Consider the following 18607-nt stretch of genomic DNA (forward strand, 5'->3'; position numbering starts at 1 on the left):
GCGCGCGCCCTGGCATGGGTCAGTCGATCACGACGTTGGCTTCCCTGGACAGCCGGGCGTACTTGGCAGTGTCCGACTTGATCTGCTCGGCCATCTGCTCGGCCGAGTTGCCAATGGGCTCGGCGCCCACATCCGCCATGCGCTTCTTGAAGTCCGGCGAGTGGATGATCTTGACCATCTCGCCGTTCAGCTTGGCGACCACGTCCCTGGGCGTGCCGGCGGGTGCCAGGATGCCGAACCAGGTGCCCTGGTCGAAGCCCTTTAGACCGGCTTCCTCCAGCGTCGGGATGTCGGGCAGGCTGCTCGAGCGCCTGGCCGTTGTGACGGCCAGCGGGCGCAGCTTGCCTGCCTTGATGAAAGGCATCACGGGCGTGAGCGTATCGAACGACATCGTCACCTGGCCGCCCAGCAGATCGGTGGTCAGCGGCGCGCTGCCCTTGTAGGGCACATGCAGCAGCTCTATGCCCGACAGCGCGGCAAACTGCGTGCCGACCAGATGCTGCAGCGTGCCGTTGCCGTTCGAGCCATAGGCCAGCTTGTCCTTTGCCGCCCGGGCTTCGGCCACCAGGCCCCTGACATCCGTGGCCGGCGATTTCGCGTTGATCACCAGCACATTGGGCACCATGGCCAGCGTGGTGACGGGCGCAAAGCTCTTCTCGAAGTCGTAGGGCAGCTTCTTGTAGACGCTGGTGGCAATCGCGTGGTGCACCGCGCCCAGCAGCAGCGTGTAGCCGTCGGGCTTGGCCGCGGCAACATACGCCGCGCCCAGCGTCGCGCCCGCGCCGGGCCGGCTTTCGACGATCACCGGCTGGCCCAGGCTCTGCGACAGCTTGTCGGTGAGCGCGCGTGCCAGCACGTCGGAGCTGCCGCCGGGCGGGAAGGGCACGACCAGCGTGATCGGCTTGGCGGGAAAGCCCTGGGCGGCGGCCAGCGCCGAAGTCAGGCCGAGGGCAATGGCCACGAAGGTGGCGCGTGGACGAAAGAAAGAGGTCTTCACGGTTTGTCTCCTTGTTGTTGATTTCATTCTGGGCTGGCAAGGCGGCGAGCGGCCGGGCGCGAAGTTAATGCGTCTTTAACCTCAAGAAAACAATCATGGCGGTTTGTCCCGATGGCTCGCTGAGGGCAGACGCGTTAACTCAGGCGATCTGCGCGATGCGCAGCAGATTGGTCGTGCCCGAGGTGGCGAACGGCAGGCCAGCGGAAATCACCAGCGTCTGGCCGACCGCACCGAAGCCTTGCTGCAGCGCCGTGCGGCTGGCCAGGTCGGTCATCTCGGGAACGTCGGCGACGTCGTGGCACAGCACCGCGTGCACGCCCCACACCAGCGCCAGGCGGCGCGCGGTCGCCAGGCGCGGGGTCATGCCTATGATCGGCGCCTGCGGCCGCTCGCGCGCCATGCGGATCGCGGAATAGCCCGAGCTGGTATAGGCCACGGTCGCGGCCGCATTGAGCAGGCGCGTCACATGGCGCAGCGCGAAACCGATGGCGTCGGCGGCGAGCGGCTGGGGCTCGGCGCGCGCGGCCTCGATCGCCGCCTGGTAGTTGGGGTCCGACTCGGTATGGCTGATGATGCTGCTCATCATGCGCACTGCCTGCACGGGGTAGCGGCCGCTGGCCGATTCCGCGGACAGCATCACCGCATCCGCGCCCTCGTAGATGGCCGTGGCCACGTCGGAAGCTTCGGCGCGCGTGGGCACGGGCGCGCTGACCATGGATTCGAGCATCTGCGTGGCGACGATCACCGGCTTGCCGGCCTTGCGGCAGGCCCGGACGATGCGTTTCTGGATGGACGGCACCTGCTGTGCGGGCATTTCCACGCCCAGGTCGCCGCGCGCCACCATGATCGCGTCGGCCTCGGCGACGATGGCTTCCAGCGACGCGATCGCCGCGGGCTTCTCGAGCTTGGCGACGATGGCGGCGCGCCCCTCGACCAGGGCGCGCACTTCGATGATGTCCTCGGGCCGCTGCACGAACGACAGCGCGACCCAGTCGACACCCAGGCGCAATCCGCAGGCCAGGTCGATGCGGTCCTTTTCGGTGAGGGCCGACAGCGGCAGCACCACGCCGGGAACGTTGACGCCCTTGCGGTCCGACAGCGGGCCGCCGTTGATCACCCGCGTCTGGGCGAAATCGGCGCCGAACTGCTCCACGCGCAGCCGCAGCCGGCCGTCGTCGAGCAGCAGTTCGGTGCCCGCTTCGAGCGCCGCGAAGATTTCCGCATGCGGCAGCGCGACGCGCATGGCGCTGCCCGGCGTGGCGCTGTCCAGATCCAACCGGAACGCCTGGCCTTCGACCAGGGTGACGGGGCCGTCGGGAAACGTACCTATGCGCAGCTTCGGGCCTTGCAGGTCGAGCAGCACTCCTATGGGGCGGCCGCTGCTGCGTTCGATCTCGCGGATGATCTCGAGCCGGCGCTGGTGGTCCTCATGCTTGCCGTGGCTGAAGTTGAGGCGAAAGACATCGGCTCCGGCCTCGAACAGCGCCAGTATGGTCTCGCGGTCGTCGCTGGCCGGGCCCAGGGTCGCCACGATCTTGGCGTTCTTGTTTCTGCGCATGCTATGGCTTCCCGTGCGCGCTGCGGTCCGGGCCGGCATGGGCCTGGATCAGCAGGGCGCGAAAATCGTTGACATTGGTGTGCGTGGGGCCGGTCACCACCGTGTCCCCCAGGCGCTCGAAAAAGCCGTGTCCGTCGTTGTCGTCGAGCTGCTCGCGTGGCCGCAGTCCGCACTCCCAGGCGCGCGCCAGCGTGTCGGGCGTGAGCAGCGCGCCGGCAATCTCTTCCTGGCCGTCGACGCCGTCGGTATCGCCCGCGAGCGCGAAGACGCCGGGTTCGGCATCGAGCGCCAGTCCCAGCGACAGCAGGAATTCGACATTGCGTCCGCCGCGGCCTTGGCCGCGCAGCGTGACCGTGGTCTCGCCGCCCGACAGCAGCACGCAGGGTGCGCGCAGGGGCTGGCCGCGGCGCGCGATCTGCAGCGCGACGCCGGCCAGGGCCCGGGCGACTTCGCGCGCTTCGCCTTCGATCGCGTCGCCCAGGATGTGCGCGTCCCAGCCGGCCTGGCGCGCGACCTGCGCCGCGGCCTCGAGCGCCTGCTGCGGCGTGGCGATGAAGCGCGTCGTGATCTCGGGCAGGCGCGGGTCGCCGGGCTTGAGGCTTTCGCCTTCCTGGCTTTGCAGCAGCGCCAGCGCGCGCGGCGCAACGTCGATCCGGTAGCGGCGCAGGATCTGCAGCGCGTCGGCGCAGGTCGTGGGGTCGGGCACGGTGGGGCCTGAGGCGATGTCTATGGGGTCGTCGCCCGGGACATCGGACAGCAGCAGGTTGAGCACCCGCGCGGGATGGCAGGCCGCAGCCAGCCGCCCGCCCTTGATCGCGGAAAGATGGCGGCGCACGCAATTCATTTCGCCTATGCTCGCGCCGCTGGCCAGCAGCGCGCGGTTCAAGGCCTGCTTGTCGGCCAGCGTCAGGCCGGGCAGGGCCAGCGGCAGCAGCGCCGAGCCGCCGCCGGAAATCAGGGCGATCACCAGGTCGTCGGCGCAGAGTCCGGCAACCAGGGCCAGCATGCGCCGCGCCGCGTCTTCGCCCGCGGCGTCGGGCACCGGATGCGCGGCTTCGACGATTTCCACGCGCTCGCAGGGCACGCCGTAGCCGTGGCGCGTGACCACCAGCCCGGTCAGCGGGCCGGGCCAGTGCTTTTCCAGTGCGCTGGCCATCGCGGCCGAAGCCTTGCCTGCGCCTATCACCACCAGCCGGCCTTTGGGTGGCTGCGGCAGATGTGGCGGCAGGCAGACCGCGGGCTGGGCGGCCGCGATGGCCGCGTCGAACATGGCGCGCAGCAGGGCGCTCTCGGGGGAAGATGACATCGATGGGTCCTCAACAATGATGCCGCGGGGGGCATGCCGGGCCTTCGGGCCAGGCGAGCTCGAGAGGCCTGCCGGGCCCGCACCTGCCCGGCGAGCGAGCGGCGCGCTGCCGCTGGGGGACGATCAGGCGGCCTGCAGCGCCGTGGCGGCCAGCTGTTCGCAGACCGCCTGGGTGACCTGGGCCGTGGTCGCCGTGCCGCCCAGATCGCGCGTGTGCAGCGCCGGGTTGGCGGTCACGCTTTCCACGGCCTGCATGACCTGGGCCGCGGCCTCGTGCTCGCCCAGGTGTTCGAGCAGCATTACCACCGACCAGAACGTGCCGACCGGGTTGGCCAGGCCCTGGCCCATGATGTCGAACGCCGATCCGTGGATGGGCTCGAACATGGACGGGTAGCGGCGCTCGGGATCGATGTTGCCCGTGGGCGCTATGCCCAGGCTGCCGGCCAGGGCCGCGGCCAGGTCGCTGAGGATGTCGGCATGCAGGTTGGTGGCGACGATGGTGTCCAGCGTCGCCGGGCGGTTGACCATGCGCGCGGTCGCGGCGTCGACCAGTTCCTTGTCCCACGTGACGTCGGGGAACTCCTTGGAGATCTGCACGGCAATCTCGTCCCACATCACCATCGCGTGGCGCTGGGCGTTGCTCTTGGTGACCACGGTCAGCAGCTTGCGCGGACGCGACTGGGCCAGCTTGAACGCGTAGCGGATGATGCGTTCCACGCCGGCGCGCGTCATCATCGAGACATCGGTTGCGGCTTCGATCGGATGACCCTGGTGCACCCGCCCGCCCACGCCCGAATACTCGCCTTCGGAGTTCTCGCGCACGATCACCCAGTTGAGGTCGTCGGGGCCGCAGCGCTTGAGCGGGCCGTCGATGCCCGGCAGGATGCGCGTGGGGCGAACGTTGGCGTACTGGTCGAAGCCCTGGCAGATCTTCAGGCGCAGGCCCCAGAGCGTGATGTGGTCGGGAATATGCGGGTCGCCGGCCGAGCCGAACAGGATCGCGTCCTTGTTCTTGAGCGCTTCCAGGCCGTCGGCGGGCATCATCTCGCCGTGTTCGCGGTACCAGTCGCCGCCCCAGCCGAAGTTCTCGAATTCGAACTGGAAGCGGCTGCCAGCGCGCGCCAGCGCCTGCAGGACTTCCTGGCCCGCGGGCACGACTTCCTTGCCTATGCCGTCGCCGGGAATGGTTGCAATGCGGTATGTCTTCATGGTTGGTTTCCGTGGGAGAGATGGATGGCCTGACTTTAGGCACTCGACACCGGTTGCGAGCGCCGCTAAAGTGAATCCAGTATTTACTTGAAATTAACAGTGAGGCCTCTTCATGGGCAACGGCATACAACCCGCGGACCTTGGTTTCTTCTCGGTGCTGGCCGGCGCCGGCAGCCTCAGCGCGGCCGCGCGCGAACTGGGCATCACCACGCCCGCGGTCAGCAAGCATTTGGCGCTGATGGAGACGCGCATGGGCGTGTCGCTGGTCAGCCGCACCACGCGGCGCATGAGCCTGACGCAGGAAGGCGAGGTCTATCTGGAGCATGCGCGCCGCATTCTGGGCGAGATCGACGACATGGAGCAGCTGATAGGCGGCGCCAAGGCCTCGGCCCGGGGGCTGTTGCGCGTCAATGCGACGCTGGGTTTCGGCCGCACCCATGTCGCGCCCCTGATCTCCCGGTTCGTCGCGGATTTTCCCGATGTCGAAGTGCAGCTGCAGCTGTCGGTCAATCCGCCGCCGCTGACCGAGGATGCGTTCGACGTCTGCATACGCTTTGGCGCGCCACCCGACGCGCGTGTCATCGCGCGGCATATCGCACCCAATCGCCGGCTGCTGTGCGCCTCGCCCGCGTATATCGCCCGACACGGCCTGCCCAAGGTCGCGAGCGAGCTCGCGCGCCACAACTGCATAGGCATACGCCAGGGCGAGGAAGCCTATGGCACCTGGCGGCTGACCAGCGGCCGCGGCCGCGCGACGCTCACCGAAGTCGTCAAGACGCGCGGCAACCTGACGACCAACGATGGCGAGATCGCCGTCAACTGGGCGCTCGACGGCCATGGCATCCTGATGCGCGCCGAATGGGACATCGAAAGGCATCTCGCCAGCGGCCGGCTGGTGCAGGTGCTGCCCCAGTGCCACACGCCCGACGCCGCCATCCACGCCGTCTATCCTCAGCGCCACAAGAACGCGGGCCGGGTGCGCGCCTTTGTCGACTTCATCACGCGCGCGTTCGAGCAGCGAGGGGAGGCGGACGAAAATCCCCGGGCCCGCGACCCGGCGCGGTAAATTCAGCGATGATGGCGGCCGCAACGCCCCAGCCTGCAGCCGCAGCCCTGGGGCCGCTTCTTTTTCGACAACCCCGACCTTTCCATGAACGTTGACCTCAAGATTCTCGACGCGCGCCTGCGCGACAACATGCCCGCCTATGCCACGCCCGGCAGCGCCGGCCTGGACCTGCGCGCCTGCATGGACGCGCCGCTGACGCTGGCGCCCGGCGAATGGCAACTCGTGCCCACGGGCATGGCGATCTACCTCAAGGACCCGGGCTATGCGGCCATGATCCTGCCGCGCTCGGGCCTGGGCCACAAGCACGGCATCGTGCTCGGCAACCTGGTCGGCCTGATCGACAGCGACTACCAGGGCCAGCTGATGGTCAGCGCCTGGAACCGTTCGCCCACGGCGTTCACGCTGCAGCCCATGGACCGCCTGGCACAGCTGGTGATCGTTCCCGTGGTGCAGCCGAGCTTCCGCCTTGTCGCGGATTTCGAAGCCGCGTCGGAGCGCGGCGAAGGCGGCTACGGCTCCACGGGCAAGGCCTGATCAGAGGTCGAGTGAACGCTGGCGCCAGAACGCCGGCTCGGGAATCACGCCCTGGCCGGCACGCGCGTTGTCGGCCATGTGCTCTGGCCGACTGGTGCCTGGAATGACGCAGGTGACCGCGGGGTGGCTCAGCACAAACTTCAGCAGCACCTGCGCCCAGCTGCTGCACTCGATTTCTGCGGCCCAGGCCGGCAGCGGGCGACGCTCCAATTGGCGCAGCAGCCCGCCGCCGCCAAACGGCTGGTTCACCAGCACCGCCACGCCCTTGTCCGCGGCCAGCGGCAGCAGCCGCTGCGCTGCGCCCTGGTCGTCAAACGCGTAGTTGATCTGCAGGAAGTCCAGCGGCTCGCTCCTGAGCACGGCCTCGACTTCGGCAAACGCCGATGAGGTGTAGTGCGTGATGCCCAGATAGCGCACCCGGCCCCGGGCCTTCCAACCGCGCAGGGTGCGCAGATGCGTCTGCCAGTCGACCAGATTGTGGATCTGCATCAGGTCGAGTTTCTCGCTGCCCAGCAGCGCCATCGATTCCTCCATCTGCCGGATGCCGGCCTCGCGGCCCGAAGTCCAGACCTTGGTCGCCAGAAAGGCCTGGCCGCCGCGGCGCGACCTGGCCAGCAGTTCGCCCGTGGTCTTTTCCGAGCGGCCGTACATGGGCGAGCTGTCGAGCAGCGTTCCGCCCGCGTCGAACAGCGCTTCGAGCACGCCCGGCAGGCGCGCGTATTCGGGCGTGCCGGGCGCGTGGCCGAAGCCGCGCCAGGTGCCGCAGCCGACCACAGGCAGGGCTTCGCCGCTCGATGGAATGCTGCGCTGGCGCATCGCGCGCGCCGGTGCCGCGGCCTGGCCCGGGCCCAGGCCCATGGCCAGGGACGCGGCCAGCGTGGCGCGCAGGAACTGGGCGCGGTTGATGGCGGATAGGTCAACGGTGGGTTTCATTTTTCCTCCGGAAGTTGGGCGGCGCGGGGTGCGGGCTGGGCAATGTTTCCTGGCGCCGCGCCAGCCACACGCACAGCGCGCACCAGGCGGCCGACAGCGGAATCGCCAGCAGGGCGATGCCGGCCAGCCCCATGCCCAGCGCCGAGAGTGCCGCCGACAGCCAGCCGCTGAGCGCATCGCCGCCGCGGTAGACCAGGGTCTCGATCGCGTTCTTGGCCTTGTATTTCTCCTCGCGGCTGATCACCGTGAACAGCACTTCGCGCGCCGGCCGGGCAATCGCGTAGTCAAGCGCGCGCCGCAGTATCTGCACGCCCGCCAGCACTGCCAGCGTGGGCGCCCAGGCCAGCGCGCCGAACGCCGCCAGCGTCACCAGCGGCAGCAGGGCCAGGCACAGCGCCAGGCCGAATTTTCGCATCAGCAGCCCCGTGACCAGCAGCTGCAGCGCCAGCGTCAGCGCCGATACGCAGAAGTCGACCAGCGCGAAATAGCGCGTGCGCGCCGCGGTATCGGCCAACGCCGCGCTGACGATGCGGCCTTGCTCGAAGTACAGAAAGGTCGACGCCGCGGTGTGCGCCAGCAGGTACGCGCAGATGCCCAGCAGATAGGGAGAACGCGCAATCAGCGACAGCCCGGCCCACACCTGGCCGCCCAGCGCGCGCGCCGGTGCCGGCGCGCTGGCGCTGCCGTCGTGGACCGGGTAGATGCCGCGAAAGCAGCGCAGCGCAAGTTCCAGCAGCAGCGCGGCCAGCAGCGCCAGCGCCATGGTGCCGAACACGCTCGCGGCAGCGGCGGCCAGCAGCGGGCCGAGCACCGTGCCCAGCGTGCCGCCCGCGGCAATGAAGCCAAACAGGCGCCGGCCCTGTTCATTGCTGAAGCAGTCGTCGAGCACGCTCCAGAAGATGCTGACGATGAACAGATTGAAGACGCTGACCCAGACAAAGAAGGTGCGGCCCAGCCAGGCGCTTTGCACGTCCAGCGCCATCCAGGCGCTGAAGGCCAGCAGCGTCAGCGCGAAGAAGCGGTAGACCCAGGGCACTAAGCGGCGCGGCGGCAGTCTGCTCACCAGCCAGCCAAATGCCGGCACCAGCAGCAGCATGGTCACGAAGGTGGCGCTGAACAGCCAGCGCAGCTCCTCCACGCCGCCCGCCAGACCCAGGGCATCGCGCAGCGGCCGCAGCAGGTAGTAGCCCGAAAGCAGGCAGGCAAACCAGGCAAAGCCCAGCAGCGTGGCCCGCACTTCTTCGGGGGCGATGCGGACCAGGCGACTGAGCAGCCGGTGGGCGCGGGAGGTCGTCATGGCGGGCGTGGCTTTCTCATGGGTGGAGGACGAGGTTCACCAGCGCGACCATAGACTATTTGCGCGACAACGGGGGGCCGGGCCTATGGCGCGCGCCGGCGTAGTGGCGCTAAGCTTGCTGCAAATACCTTGCAGGCAACAGGCCGAGCTGGGCGCTTGGAAGGGAGCGGACTTGAAAAACACATCGACGAAGCAAAGGCCGGGCCGGCGCAGTTCCTGGACGCGCATTGCGCTGCCCGCCGAGCAGCAAATGCGCCGCCAGCTGCAAAGCCGCCATTGGCTGCGACTGCATGCCTGGCTCACCGGGCTGTTCACGCTGGCGGTGATGGCGGCACTGAGTTCCATCCTGCTGCATGTCGGCATGCACAGCATGGCCTTGCGCTACGGACTGGTGCTGGCCGCGGGTTATGGCGCCTATCTGCTGCTGGTGCGGCTGTGGGCCGAAGCCATGCTGCGCCGCTCCTGGGATGGGCCCGCCGACCTGCCGATAGAAGTGCCCTGGCCTGGAGGCGCAACGCCGGGCGAAGCCAGCGCCGAGTTGAGCGGGCAGGGCGGCAGTTTTGCCGGCGGCGGGGCTTCGGGCGGCTGGGACAGCGGCGGCGAAGCGCTGGGCAGCGTTGCCGAGAATCTGGCCGAGGGCGCAGGCGGTGTGGACCTGTCGGCAGGCCTGGACGCCGCCGATGCCGAGGGCGTGGTCCTGCTGCCCGTGCTGCTGGTGTTTGGGCTGCTGCTGTTGGCCTTGACCGGCGCGGGCTCGCTGCTGTGGCTGATGTTTGGCTCCGAGCTGTTTCTGGCGGTGGCCGTCGAAGTCGCCTTTGCGCTGCTGATGGCGCGCACGCTCTATGTGGTGGAGCGCGAAGGCTGGTTACTGGTCGCCCTGCGCCTTACCTGGAAGCCGGTGCTGGGTGCGCTGCTGGTCACGGTCGCGCTGGGCTGGGCCGGTGATTTCTTCTTTCCCCAGGCCGATTCGCTGGCGCAGGTGGTGGCGGCGCTGCGCGGTCGCTGAGACGTATCCGAAAGCACTATGTGTGAGGAAGTGTCAAACCTGTCGGCTGGGGATGTTGGCCTACCGTTATAGGTGGACAGGCCGGTCAAAATGGGACAGGCCCATGCCGAAGACGGGAGTCCCTCGACCCTGGATCGCATCGGCATGTCGCAACAGGAGAAATATCCATGCAAAAAATTCAACGTTGGAGCCGCTTGGCAGGTGCAGGCGTCGTTCTCGCCGCGCTGACCGCATGCGCCGGTTACCCCCAGGGCGGCTATAACCAGTCGGGCTATCCCAATCAGCCCGTTTCCAGCTACCCCACGCACTCGTATCCGTCCACGGCCTATCCGAACAACCAACCCGTGTACAACCAGGGCTACCAGACATATGCCCGCGTGATCAACATCGAGACCGTGCGCGTGCAGGACTCGAGCGGCATCGGTGCCGGCGGCGCCATTGTCGGCGGTGTGCTCGGCGGCCTGGTCGGCCACCAGATCGGCGGCGGCTCGGGCAAGACGCTGGCCACGGCCGCCGGCGTGGTCGGCGGTGCGCTCGCTGGCAGCGCCGTGCAAAACCATGCGGGTGGCGGCAGCGTGCGCGATATCTATCGCGTGACCGTAGAGACCCGCGACCGCAGCCTGCGTGCGTTCGACTATCCGAATCCGCCGCCGTTCAACATCGGCGACAACGTGCGCATCGAGAACGACCAGCTCTACCGCTGAGTCGATTCCACGCAAAAAAGGGACTCCGCGGAGTCCCTTTTGCGTTCAATGCAGCGTGTCGTTGCCCGGAGCCTGGGGCGGCTGGATGCGGAAGAAGCCCGTGCCCGAGCTGCCGCGGCCGATTTCCTCTTCGGTCGCTTCGCGCACGCCTTCGACCTTGAGGTGCAGGCGCAGCGCGATGCCGGCCAGCGGGTGGTTGCCGTCAAGCACCACATGCTCGGGATAGATATCGGTCACGGTGTAGAGCGCATCCTTGGGCGCTTCGGCGTTGGTGCCCGCGGGCAGCGCATGGCCTTCGAAGGTCATGCCTTCCTCGATTTCGGCGGGGAACAGCGTGCGCGGCTCCAGGAAGATCAGCTTTTCGTTGTAGTCGCCAAACGCGTCTTCGGGTTCGAGGTGCAGGTCGAGCTTGGCGCCCATGCCGTGGCCTTGCAGCGCGCGCTCTATGGCCGGCAGCAGGTCATCGCCGCCGACCAGGAAATCCACCGGTTCTTCGAGCACGTCGAGTTCTTCACCCAGGGTGTCCTTGAGGGTCCAGGTCAGAGCGACCACGCATTGTTCTTTGATGTCCATGGGTTTGCAGCCTTGTGAGTGGGAAAAGGCCGACCGCAGCGCGATCGGCCCGTATGGCGTCGATTTTCCCACGCCTGTCAAGGCCAGCGCCCCGCGGCGGGCTTATGCCGCCCGCCACTCCTCTCAGAAGGGGTAATGGCGCGGTGTGGTCTGCATCGTGATCCAGCGCGTGTCGGTGAACGCGTCGATGCCGGCCTGGCCGCCGAAATGGCCGTAGCCCGAGCTCTTGACGCCGCCGAAAGGCATTTGCGCTTCGTCGTGCACCGTGGGGCCGTTGATGTGGCAGATGCCCGATTCGATGCGCGCCGCGACCTGCCAGGCACGCGCGGTGTCGCGGCCGTAGACGGCAGCCGACAGGCCGAACTCGTTGTCGTTGGCAATCGCAATCGCTTCCTCGACATTCTTCACGCGCACGATGGCCTTCACGGGAGCGAAAGTCTCCTCGTAGAAGATGTCCATCGCCGAGGTCACATGGTCGAGCAGTGTCGCCGGCATCAAGGTGTTGTCGGCCTTTCCGCCGCACAGCAGCTTGGCGCCCTTGGCAAGCGCATCGTCGATCAGCGCGTTGACGCGATCGACCGTGGTCTGGTCGACGACCGAGCCCAGCACCACCGGGCCCTGGCGCGGGTCGCCCAGCGGCAGCGAAGTGGCGCGCGCGACCAGCTTGGCGATGAATTCATCGGCGACTTTCTCGTCGACGATGATGCGCTCGGTCGACATGCAGATCTGGCCCGAGTTGGCGAACGCGCCGAAGGTCGCGCCGGCAACGGCCGCGTCGACATCGGCGTCGTCGAGCACCAGGAACGGCGCCTTGCCGCCTAGCTCCAGGATCGCGGGCTTGAGGTATTTGGCCGCGGTCTGGCCGATGATGCGGCCCACGCGCGTCGAGCCCGTGAAGTTCACGCGGCGCACGGCCGGGTGGGCAATCATGGCTTCGACCACGGCGCCGGCATCGGCCGGGGCGTTGGTCACGAAGTTCACCACGCCCGGCGGCAGGCCGCCTTCCTGCAGCGCCTCGATGATCAGGCCATGGGTCGCGGGGCACAGCTCCGAGCCCTTGAGCACCACGGTGTTGCCGCAGGCCAGCGGCGTGGCGATGGCGCGCACCGCCAGGATGATGGGCGCGTTCCAGGGCGCGATGCCCACGACCACGCCCGCGGGCTGGCGCACGGCCATGGCCAGGCTGCCGGGAACGTTCGAGGGAATGACCTGGCCGCTGATCTGCGTGGTCAGCGACGCGGCTTCGAGAAACATGTCGGCCGCGAGGTGCACGTTGAAGCCGGCCCAGATGCCCGACGAGCCAGTCTCGGCGGCCATGGCCGCGGCAAAGGCTTGGCCCTTGGCTTCAATCGCCGCGGCAGCCTTCATCAGCAGGCCGCGGCGCTCGCCCGGGCCCATTGCGGCCCAGGCGGGAAAGGCCTTGGCGGCGGCGTCGATCGCGGCGCGCGCGTCGTCGGCCGTGGCGGCCGGCGCACGCGTGGCGACCTGGCCGTCCAGCGGGTTGCGGCGCTCGAATGTGGCACCACCCGTGGCGCCCACCGATTGGCCGCCGATCAGCATCTGTTGTTCGATCATGGAACTTCCTTCACAAAAAAATCAGTGGGCTGCGCCCAGATACGCCTGTCGCACGGCAGGGCTGGCTTGCAGTTCTGCGGCCGTTCCCTGGCCCACGACAAGCCCGGTTTCCAATAGATAGCCGCGGTCGGCAATTGCCAGGCTCTGGCGCGCGTTCTGCTCGACCAGCAGCACGCCCACGCCCAGGTTGCGGATGCGCGCCAGCGCCGAAAACAGTTCCTTGCACATCAGCGGCGACAGGCCCAGCGACGGCTCGTCCAGCAACAGGATATCGGGCGCCGACATCAGCGCCCGGCCCACGGCCACCATCTGCTGCTCGCCGCCGCTCATGGTGCGCACGGTCTGCGCCATGCGCTGGGCAAGCTTGGGGAACAGGTCGAGCACACGCGCCAGGCTTTGCGCTTCGAGCGCGCGTGCCCGCTTGGGGTGGGCGCCCAGCTGCAGGTTCTCGCGCACCGTCAGGTCGCCAAACACGCCGCGGCCTTCGGGCACCAGCGCGAGGCCGGCCTCGACCACCTGATGGGCCGGCAGCCGCGTGAGCTCCTGGCCCGCGAGCAGCACGCGCGCGCCGTCCTGCGGCCGCACCATCGCGCCAATCGCCTTGAGCAGCGAGGACTTGCCCGCGCCGTTGGCGCCCAGCATCACCACCAGCTCGCCCTTGGCGACCTGCAGCGACACGCCGCGCAGCGCCTGGTGCTTGCCATAGGCCAGCGAAAGATCGTGCACTTCAAGCATGGGCGCTCTCCTGGATGTCATCACTGCTGCCCAGATAGGCCTCGATCACGCGCGCATCGCTGAGCACTTCGCGTGTCGGGCCGTCGGCAATGCGGCTGCCGGTGTTCATCACCACGCAGCGGCTGCACAGCGCGTGCACCGCATCCATCACATGTTCGACCATCAGCACCGTCATTCCTTCATCGCGCAGCGCGGCAATCAGCGCAATGCCCTGCTGCAGCTCCGTGGGGTTGAGCCCGGCCAGCCACTCGTCGAGCAGCAGCAGCTTGGGCGCGAGCGCCAGCGCGCGCGCCAACTCCAGCCGCTTCTGGTCGATATAGGTCAGCTCGGCGGCCGGCAGCCCGGCCTGGGCGCCCAGGCCCACGCGCTCGAGCAGTAGCTGCGCCGCATGTTCCGCGGCGCGGCCGTGCAGGCCGCCGGGGCGAAACGCCAGGCCCGCGGCGACGTTGTCGCGGCAGCTCATGCCGCCGAGCACGCGCACCAGCTGAAAGGTGCGCGCCACGCCCAGGCGCGCGATCTGGTGGCTGGCCAGGCCGCTGATGGTGCGGCCGTCAAAGCGCACTTCACCGGCGTTGAGCGGCAGGGCGCCCGAGACCAGGTTCATGGCCGTGGTCTTGCCCGAGCCGTTGGGGCCCAGCAGGCCCACGACCTCGCCCGCGTGCACGTCAAACGACAGGTCGTTGACCGCGACCAGGCCGCCAAAGCGCTTGCTCAGGCCCTTGAGTTCCAGCAGCGGCTTCATTTCCCGCCTCCGTTGTGCTTGCGCCGGCGCAGCCAGCCCGAGATGCCGTGCGGCACTGCATAGACGATGACCATGAACACCAGGCCGACAAGAATGGCGAAATGGTTGGGGAAATTCGCCGACAGGAACTCGAACAGCAGCACCAGCGGCACCGCGCCCAGCAGCGGCCCGAACAGCGTGCCCGCGCCGCCGAGCAGGGCCATGATCAGCGTCTGGAACGAGATCGCGGGTGCAAACGCAATCGTCGGGTCGAGGTAGGTCCAGCGCGGCGCCATGATCGCGCCGGCCACGGTCATGAAGGCCGCGCTCAGCGTGAACAGCAGCACCTTGACGCGCGTGGTGTTGATGCCCACGTGCACCGCCACGGTCTCGTCCTCGCCGATCACGCGCAGTGCCAGGCCCAGCCGCGTGCGCGCTATCCAGGCACGCAGGCCCAGCACCAGCGCCAGCAGCACCAGCAGCTGCCAGTAGATGTCCTGGGCCGTGATGTCGACAAACACATAGCGGCCCAGGTCCTTGGTGATGTTGACTTCGTACCAGGTCACGAGCTGCTTGACCAACTCGGCCAGGCCGAAGCTGAAGATCACGAAGTACACGCCCGACAGCCGCAGCGTCGCCAGGCCCACGACCAGCGCCATGGCCACGCCCACGCCCAGGGCGATCAGCAGCACCGCGGCCCAGGGCAGCGCTTCGCCGAACACCGCCGTGGTGTAGGCACCGACGCCAAAGAACGCCACGGTGGCCAGCGACACATAGCGCGTGGGTCCGGAGAACAGCGCCCAGGCCGAGGCCAGCACGCTGTACATCAGCACGCTGATCAAGAGCGACAGGTAGTAGTCGTTGTGCATCCATTGGGGCACCGTGGCCAGGCCGGCCAGGGCGAGGGCGCCCGCGCCCCATGCCATTGCATCGCGGCGGCTCATCGTGCGCCCTTTCCAAACAGGCCCGTGGGGCGCAGCAGCAGCACGCCGAGGAACAGCGCGTAGTTGACGGCCAGCGTCAGCCCGGGGTCTATAAAGGTCGCGACCAGCGTTTCGGCAAAGCCCAGCATCATTCCCGCGAGCAGGCAGCCCATCAGGTTGCCCACGCCGCCCATGATCACCACGATCAGCGCCTTCATCGCGAACATGGTGCCCATCGCCGCGGAGAACGGCAGGAACATGCTGACCAGCACGCCCGAGGCCGCGACCATCGCCCCGCCCAGGCCGAAGGCCAGCGCCGCGGTGAAGCGCACGTCGATGCCGACCAGCGGCGCAAAGCGCGGCGCGACCGAGACCGCGCGCACCACCGTGCCCATGCGGGTGCGCGTCAGCAGCAGGTACAGGCCCAGGCCCAGCGCGATCGCCACGCCCAGCACCAGCAGGCGGTTGGCCGCGACCGTGCTGCCGAGGATCTGCACTGGCGTCGAGAGATAGGTGTAGCTGTGGTAGTTGCCGCCAAACGCGACCATCATCACGCCCTGCACGACAAACATCAGGCCGAAGGTCGCGAGAATGGAGTCGACTTCCAGCGCCGGCCCCGCGCCCGTGCGCCGCACCAGCGGCGTCAGCAGCAATTGATAGACCAGCCACTGCACGATGAAGCCCAGGGGCAGCACCAGCAGCAGCATCAGAATGGGTGACAGCCCCCAGGCGGTCACGCCCAGATAGGCCAGAAAGGCCGGCGCGATCAGGAACTCCCCATAGGAGAGATTCATGATGCGCGCCACGCCGTATTGCAGGGTCAGCCCCATGGCGATCAGCCCGTAGAGGCCGCCCAGGGTGCTGCCCGCGAGCAGGATGTCGAGCAGGTTCATGGGGCCGGGACTTCAGTTCTTCCAGGCCGGTTTCGGGATGATCGCCGGCTTGGCGCCCGCGCGGTTGCTGGGCGCTACGCCATAGAACTCGCCGTTTTGCCACTGGCCCACGTACCAGAGCTTGGTCAGCATCTGGTTCTCGAGCTTGACCGGGCCGATGATGGTGTCGAAAGTACCGGTCCTGATTTCCTGCGTCACGGCCGCGCGGTCCACCTTGCCCACGCGCTCTATGGCCTGCTGCAGCACCTGCAGCGTGGTGTACTGGATGGTGCTGGCAAAGCGGTCGGGCTCGTAGCCGGCCGATTCCTTGTGGCGCTTGAAGTAGTCCTTGATCGCGGGTGCGTCGAAGTCCACGCCGCCCGGCGCCATGATGCCTTCGGTGGCCGCGCCGAACTTGGCCTTGAACATCGGAAACTGCGTGCCCACGCCCGTGAACATCACCTTGGGGTTGAGGGCGTTGATGCGCGACTGCTCGGTGATCAGCATGGTGTCGGGCGGATACGAGTAGGCAATGAACACATCGGCGTTCTTGCTCTTGATCTCGGTCAGCAGCGGCGTCATGTCCTGCGTGCCTATCGGATAGCTCTTGTCGTAGACCAGCTCGAAGCCATGCTGCTTGGCCGCCTTGCGCGTGGCGTTGGCCAGCTCCACGCCAAAGCCGTCGGCAATGTTGATCATCGCAATCTTGTTGCCTATCTTGCCTTCCTTCTTTGCGCTTTCCAGGTAGCTCACCAGCGACTCGGCATAGCCCGCGCCCGTGCCCAGGAAGAAAAACGCATGCTTCCAGCGCTTGGCCAGCTCGGGCGCCTTGTCGGTCACTGCAGTCGCTGCCAGCAGCGGGTACTTGTGCTTTTCGTAGGTCGGACCGACGGCCAGGTTGCTGCCCGTGCTCCAGGGCGGCAGCACGAAGTCGACCTTGTCCTGTGTCATCAGGCGCTCGGTGGCGCGCACCGCTTCCTCGGTGCTCGAGCGGTCGTCGTATTCGACGACTTCGATGGGCACGCGCTTGCCGTAGGCCTTGAGCATGATGCCGCCCGCGGCATTGATCTCCTTGACCCACAGCTGGTAGTTGGGCATCACGGTGGCCGCGGTGCCGCCGGCGTTGTGGCCGGTCTTGGCAATCGCCCAGCCTATGCGCACCGATTTCGGTGCTTCCTGCGCCAGGGCCAGCGGGCCCAAAGTGGCGATGGCGGCAGCCGCAGTCACCTGCCTGAGCCAGAAACGTTTGCTTGCTGTCTTCATGCTTGTCTCCTTGGTCGCTCTTTTGCTGAGCGTGCAAGCATGCTAGGGCGTGGCCCGCGGCGTGGCTGTACTGAGCATGCACTAAGTCCTTGACTGTGAATGCACGGCGCTCAGGGTTTTCCAGTGCTGGCCCGCATGCCTGGATAATCGGCAGCCAACCCCGGGGAGGTAGCGAAGATGGACAGCAGCTTGAGCACCGATGGCCTGTCGGCCCAGGAAGCCGTGCCTGCGTGGCAGGACTGGATGGCCACGCTGTTTTCGGGCCTGGGCACCGACCTTTACGGCGACACGGTGTTCGAAGGCCATCTGCAGCGCTCGCAGGCGGGTGCCGTGGTCATGACGCGGCTCGAGGCGGCGCGCCACCGCGTGATCCGCAGCGTCCAGGGGCGGCGCTCGCACGACCCCGACTATGTGAAGATCGTCGCCCCCTGGCAAGGGCTGGCGGCCGTGAGCCAGCAGGGCCGCGAAGCCAGCGCGCGCAGCGGCAGCTGGGTGATCTACGACACCAGCCAGGCCTATGAAGTCGCCAACCCCGAATGGTCCGAGCACCTGATCGTGATGCTGCCGCGCAGCAGCCTGGTGCAGCGCGGCATCCGGCTCGAAGGCCTGATGGGGCGCAACGTCGGTGGCAGCTCGGGCATTGCGCGCGTCGCGCTTGAAGCCATGCGCAGCACCTACCAGGAGCTGCCCACCATGGCGCCGGCGGTGGCCGAGCGCGCGGGCGAGCTGCTGATCGATCTGGTGCATCTGTCGCTGCAGGAGCTGTCGGGCCGGGGTACGGCGCTGACCCAGCAGGAAGCGTTCAAGGACCGCATCCGCGCCCATGTCGCGGCCCATGTGCGCGAGCCGCGGCTGTGCATAGACGACATCGCCCAGGCAATGAACTGCAGCAAGCGCCATCTCTACAACGCCTTTGCCGACGAACCCCTGACGCTGGCCGCCTGGATACAGCAGCTGCGCCTGGAACTGTGCATGCGCGAACTGCGCGAGGCGCGCGGCGCGCAGCGCACCATCACCGACATCGCTTTCGGCTGCGGCTTCAGCAACAGCGCGCATTTCAGCCGCGCGTTCAAGGCGTATACGGGGATGGCGCCTAGCGAATTCCGGGCTTTGCGTTGAGGGTATTCGGCAAGCTTAGCTCCAGGGCCTTGTGTGCGATTTCTAGGACAGGCCGTTCATCATTCGACAAGCTCAGGACGAGCGGAACCACCGACCACGTCTTTTGTGGCTGCAGTCGCTCGGAATATGTCCCCCGTTCGTGGTGAGCCTGCCTGCGCGGCCCGGTCGAACCATGAACGCCCTGTCCTCCTCGGCAAGCCTGCCTCCATTGAGGGA

18 protein-coding genes are annotated in these 18607 nt (G+C 67.8%); 5 read left to right on the forward strand and 13 right to left on the reverse strand.

Features of this window, described 5'->3' with window-relative positions; genetic code table 11:
* Positions 1 to 19: 19 nt before the first annotated feature.
* The 4 genes from ACSVDO_RS05495 to ACSVDO_RS05510 form a co-directional block, all read right to left on the reverse strand.
* Positions 20 to 997 carry a Bug family tripartite tricarboxylate transporter substrate binding protein gene (locus tag ACSVDO_RS05495; RefSeq protein WP_489595268.1) on the reverse strand — a complete coding sequence of 326 codons (978 nt, stop codon included), beginning with the start codon at positions 995 to 997 and terminating at the stop codon, positions 20 to 22.
* A 139-nt stretch (positions 998 to 1136) separates the two neighbouring features.
* The gene (pyk, locus tag ACSVDO_RS05500; RefSeq protein WP_332534982.1) at positions 1137 to 2555 is read right to left on the reverse strand and encodes a pyruvate kinase; all 1419 of its coding nucleotides are present in this window, start codon (positions 2553 to 2555) and stop codon (positions 1137 to 1139) included.
* A 1-nt stretch (position 2556) separates the two neighbouring features.
* Positions 2557 to 3861: a glycerate kinase type-2 family protein gene (locus ACSVDO_RS05505; RefSeq protein ID WP_332534980.1), complete on the reverse strand. Its 1305-nt coding sequence runs from the start codon at positions 3859 to 3861 to the stop codon at positions 2557 to 2559.
* Between the two features lie 123 nt (positions 3862 to 3984).
* On the reverse strand, positions 3985 to 5070 hold the full coding sequence (locus ACSVDO_RS05510) for a tartrate dehydrogenase (protein ID WP_332534978.1): 1086 nt from the start codon (positions 5068 to 5070) through the stop codon (positions 3985 to 3987).
* A gap of 112 nt (positions 5071 to 5182) precedes the next feature.
* Between ACSVDO_RS05510 and ACSVDO_RS05515 the strand changes: the two genes are divergently transcribed.
* On the forward strand, positions 5183 to 6136 hold the full coding sequence (locus ACSVDO_RS05515) for a LysR substrate-binding domain-containing protein (protein WP_332534976.1): 954 nt from the start codon (positions 5183 to 5185) through the stop codon (positions 6134 to 6136).
* A gap of 84 nt (positions 6137 to 6220) precedes the next feature.
* Positions 6221 to 6670: a dUTP diphosphatase gene (dut, locus tag ACSVDO_RS05520; RefSeq protein WP_489595270.1), complete on the forward strand. Its 450-nt coding sequence runs from the start codon at positions 6221 to 6223 to the stop codon at positions 6668 to 6670.
* Here the strand turns inward: dut and ACSVDO_RS05525 are convergent, their stop codons facing one another.
* Together ACSVDO_RS05525 and ACSVDO_RS05530 are read right to left on the reverse strand one after the other, a co-directional pair.
* Positions 6671 to 7576 (reverse strand): aldo/keto reductase, encoded by a 906-nt coding sequence (locus ACSVDO_RS05525; RefSeq protein ID WP_489596338.1) that lies wholly within the window; start codon positions 7574 to 7576, stop codon positions 6671 to 6673. It lies immediately after the preceding gene.
* A gap of 10 nt (positions 7577 to 7586) precedes the next feature.
* Complete coding sequence (locus ACSVDO_RS05530) at positions 7587 to 8900, reverse strand: NTP/NDP exchange transporter (protein WP_489595271.1); 1314 nt, start codon at positions 8898 to 8900, stop codon at positions 7587 to 7589.
* A gap of 172 nt (positions 8901 to 9072) precedes the next feature.
* Here ACSVDO_RS05530 and ACSVDO_RS05535 point away from each other — a divergent pair, with 172 nt between their 5' ends.
* Together ACSVDO_RS05535 and ACSVDO_RS05540 are read left to right on the forward strand one after the other, a co-directional pair.
* The gene (locus ACSVDO_RS05535) at positions 9073 to 9906 is read left to right on the forward strand and encodes a hypothetical protein (RefSeq protein WP_489595272.1); all 834 of its coding nucleotides are present in this window, start codon (positions 9073 to 9075) and stop codon (positions 9904 to 9906) included.
* A gap of 167 nt (positions 9907 to 10073) precedes the next feature.
* Positions 10074 to 10610 (forward strand): glycine zipper 2TM domain-containing protein, encoded by a 537-nt coding sequence (locus tag ACSVDO_RS05540; RefSeq protein WP_332534972.1) that lies wholly within the window; start codon positions 10074 to 10076, stop codon positions 10608 to 10610.
* A gap of 45 nt (positions 10611 to 10655) precedes the next feature.
* On the opposite strand, the gene ACSVDO_RS05545 is transcribed toward ACSVDO_RS05540, so the two are convergent.
* The 7 genes from ACSVDO_RS05545 to ACSVDO_RS05575 all read right to left on the reverse strand — a co-directional run bounded on the left by ACSVDO_RS05545 (position 10656) and on the right by ACSVDO_RS05575 (position 17272).
* Positions 10656 to 11183: an FKBP-type peptidyl-prolyl cis-trans isomerase gene (locus tag ACSVDO_RS05545; protein WP_332535041.1), complete on the reverse strand. Its 528-nt coding sequence runs from the start codon at positions 11181 to 11183 to the stop codon at positions 10656 to 10658.
* A 123-nt stretch (positions 11184 to 11306) separates the two neighbouring features.
* Complete coding sequence (locus ACSVDO_RS05550; protein ID WP_489595274.1) at positions 11307 to 12758, reverse strand: aldehyde dehydrogenase; 1452 nt, start codon at positions 12756 to 12758, stop codon at positions 11307 to 11309.
* A gap of 21 nt (positions 12759 to 12779) precedes the next feature.
* Complete coding sequence (locus ACSVDO_RS05555) at positions 12780 to 13493, reverse strand: ABC transporter ATP-binding protein (RefSeq protein ID WP_489595275.1); 714 nt, start codon at positions 13491 to 13493, stop codon at positions 12780 to 12782.
* Positions 13486 to 14235, reverse strand: a complete 750-nt coding sequence (locus ACSVDO_RS05560) for an ABC transporter ATP-binding protein (RefSeq protein WP_332534967.1) — start codon at positions 14233 to 14235, stop codon at positions 13486 to 13488. Before ACSVDO_RS05560 ends, ACSVDO_RS05555 begins: the two co-directional genes overlap by 8 nt.
* Positions 14232 to 15158 (reverse strand): branched-chain amino acid ABC transporter permease, encoded by a 927-nt coding sequence (locus ACSVDO_RS05565; RefSeq protein WP_332534965.1) that lies wholly within the window; start codon positions 15156 to 15158, stop codon positions 14232 to 14234. The genes ACSVDO_RS05560 and ACSVDO_RS05565 overlap by 4 nt, the downstream gene beginning before the upstream one ends.
* The gene (locus ACSVDO_RS05570) at positions 15155 to 16030 is read right to left on the reverse strand and encodes a branched-chain amino acid ABC transporter permease (protein ID WP_332534963.1); all 876 of its coding nucleotides are present in this window, start codon (positions 16028 to 16030) and stop codon (positions 15155 to 15157) included. The genes ACSVDO_RS05565 and ACSVDO_RS05570 overlap by 4 nt, the downstream gene beginning before the upstream one ends.
* Positions 16031 to 16042: 12 nt before the next feature.
* Entirely contained in the window at positions 16043 to 17272 is a 1230-nt protein-coding gene (locus tag ACSVDO_RS05575) for an amino acid ABC transporter substrate-binding protein (RefSeq protein WP_332534961.1), read from the reverse strand.
* Between the two features lie 177 nt (positions 17273 to 17449).
* On the opposite strand from ACSVDO_RS05575, the gene ACSVDO_RS05580 reads away from it, so the two are divergent.
* Positions 17450 to 18391, forward strand: a complete 942-nt coding sequence (locus ACSVDO_RS05580) for a helix-turn-helix domain-containing protein (protein WP_489595276.1) — start codon at positions 17450 to 17452, stop codon at positions 18389 to 18391.
* The last annotated feature ends 216 nt before the right edge of the window (positions 18392 to 18607 follow it).

The organism is Comamonas sp. DB36, from assembly GCF_057914905.1.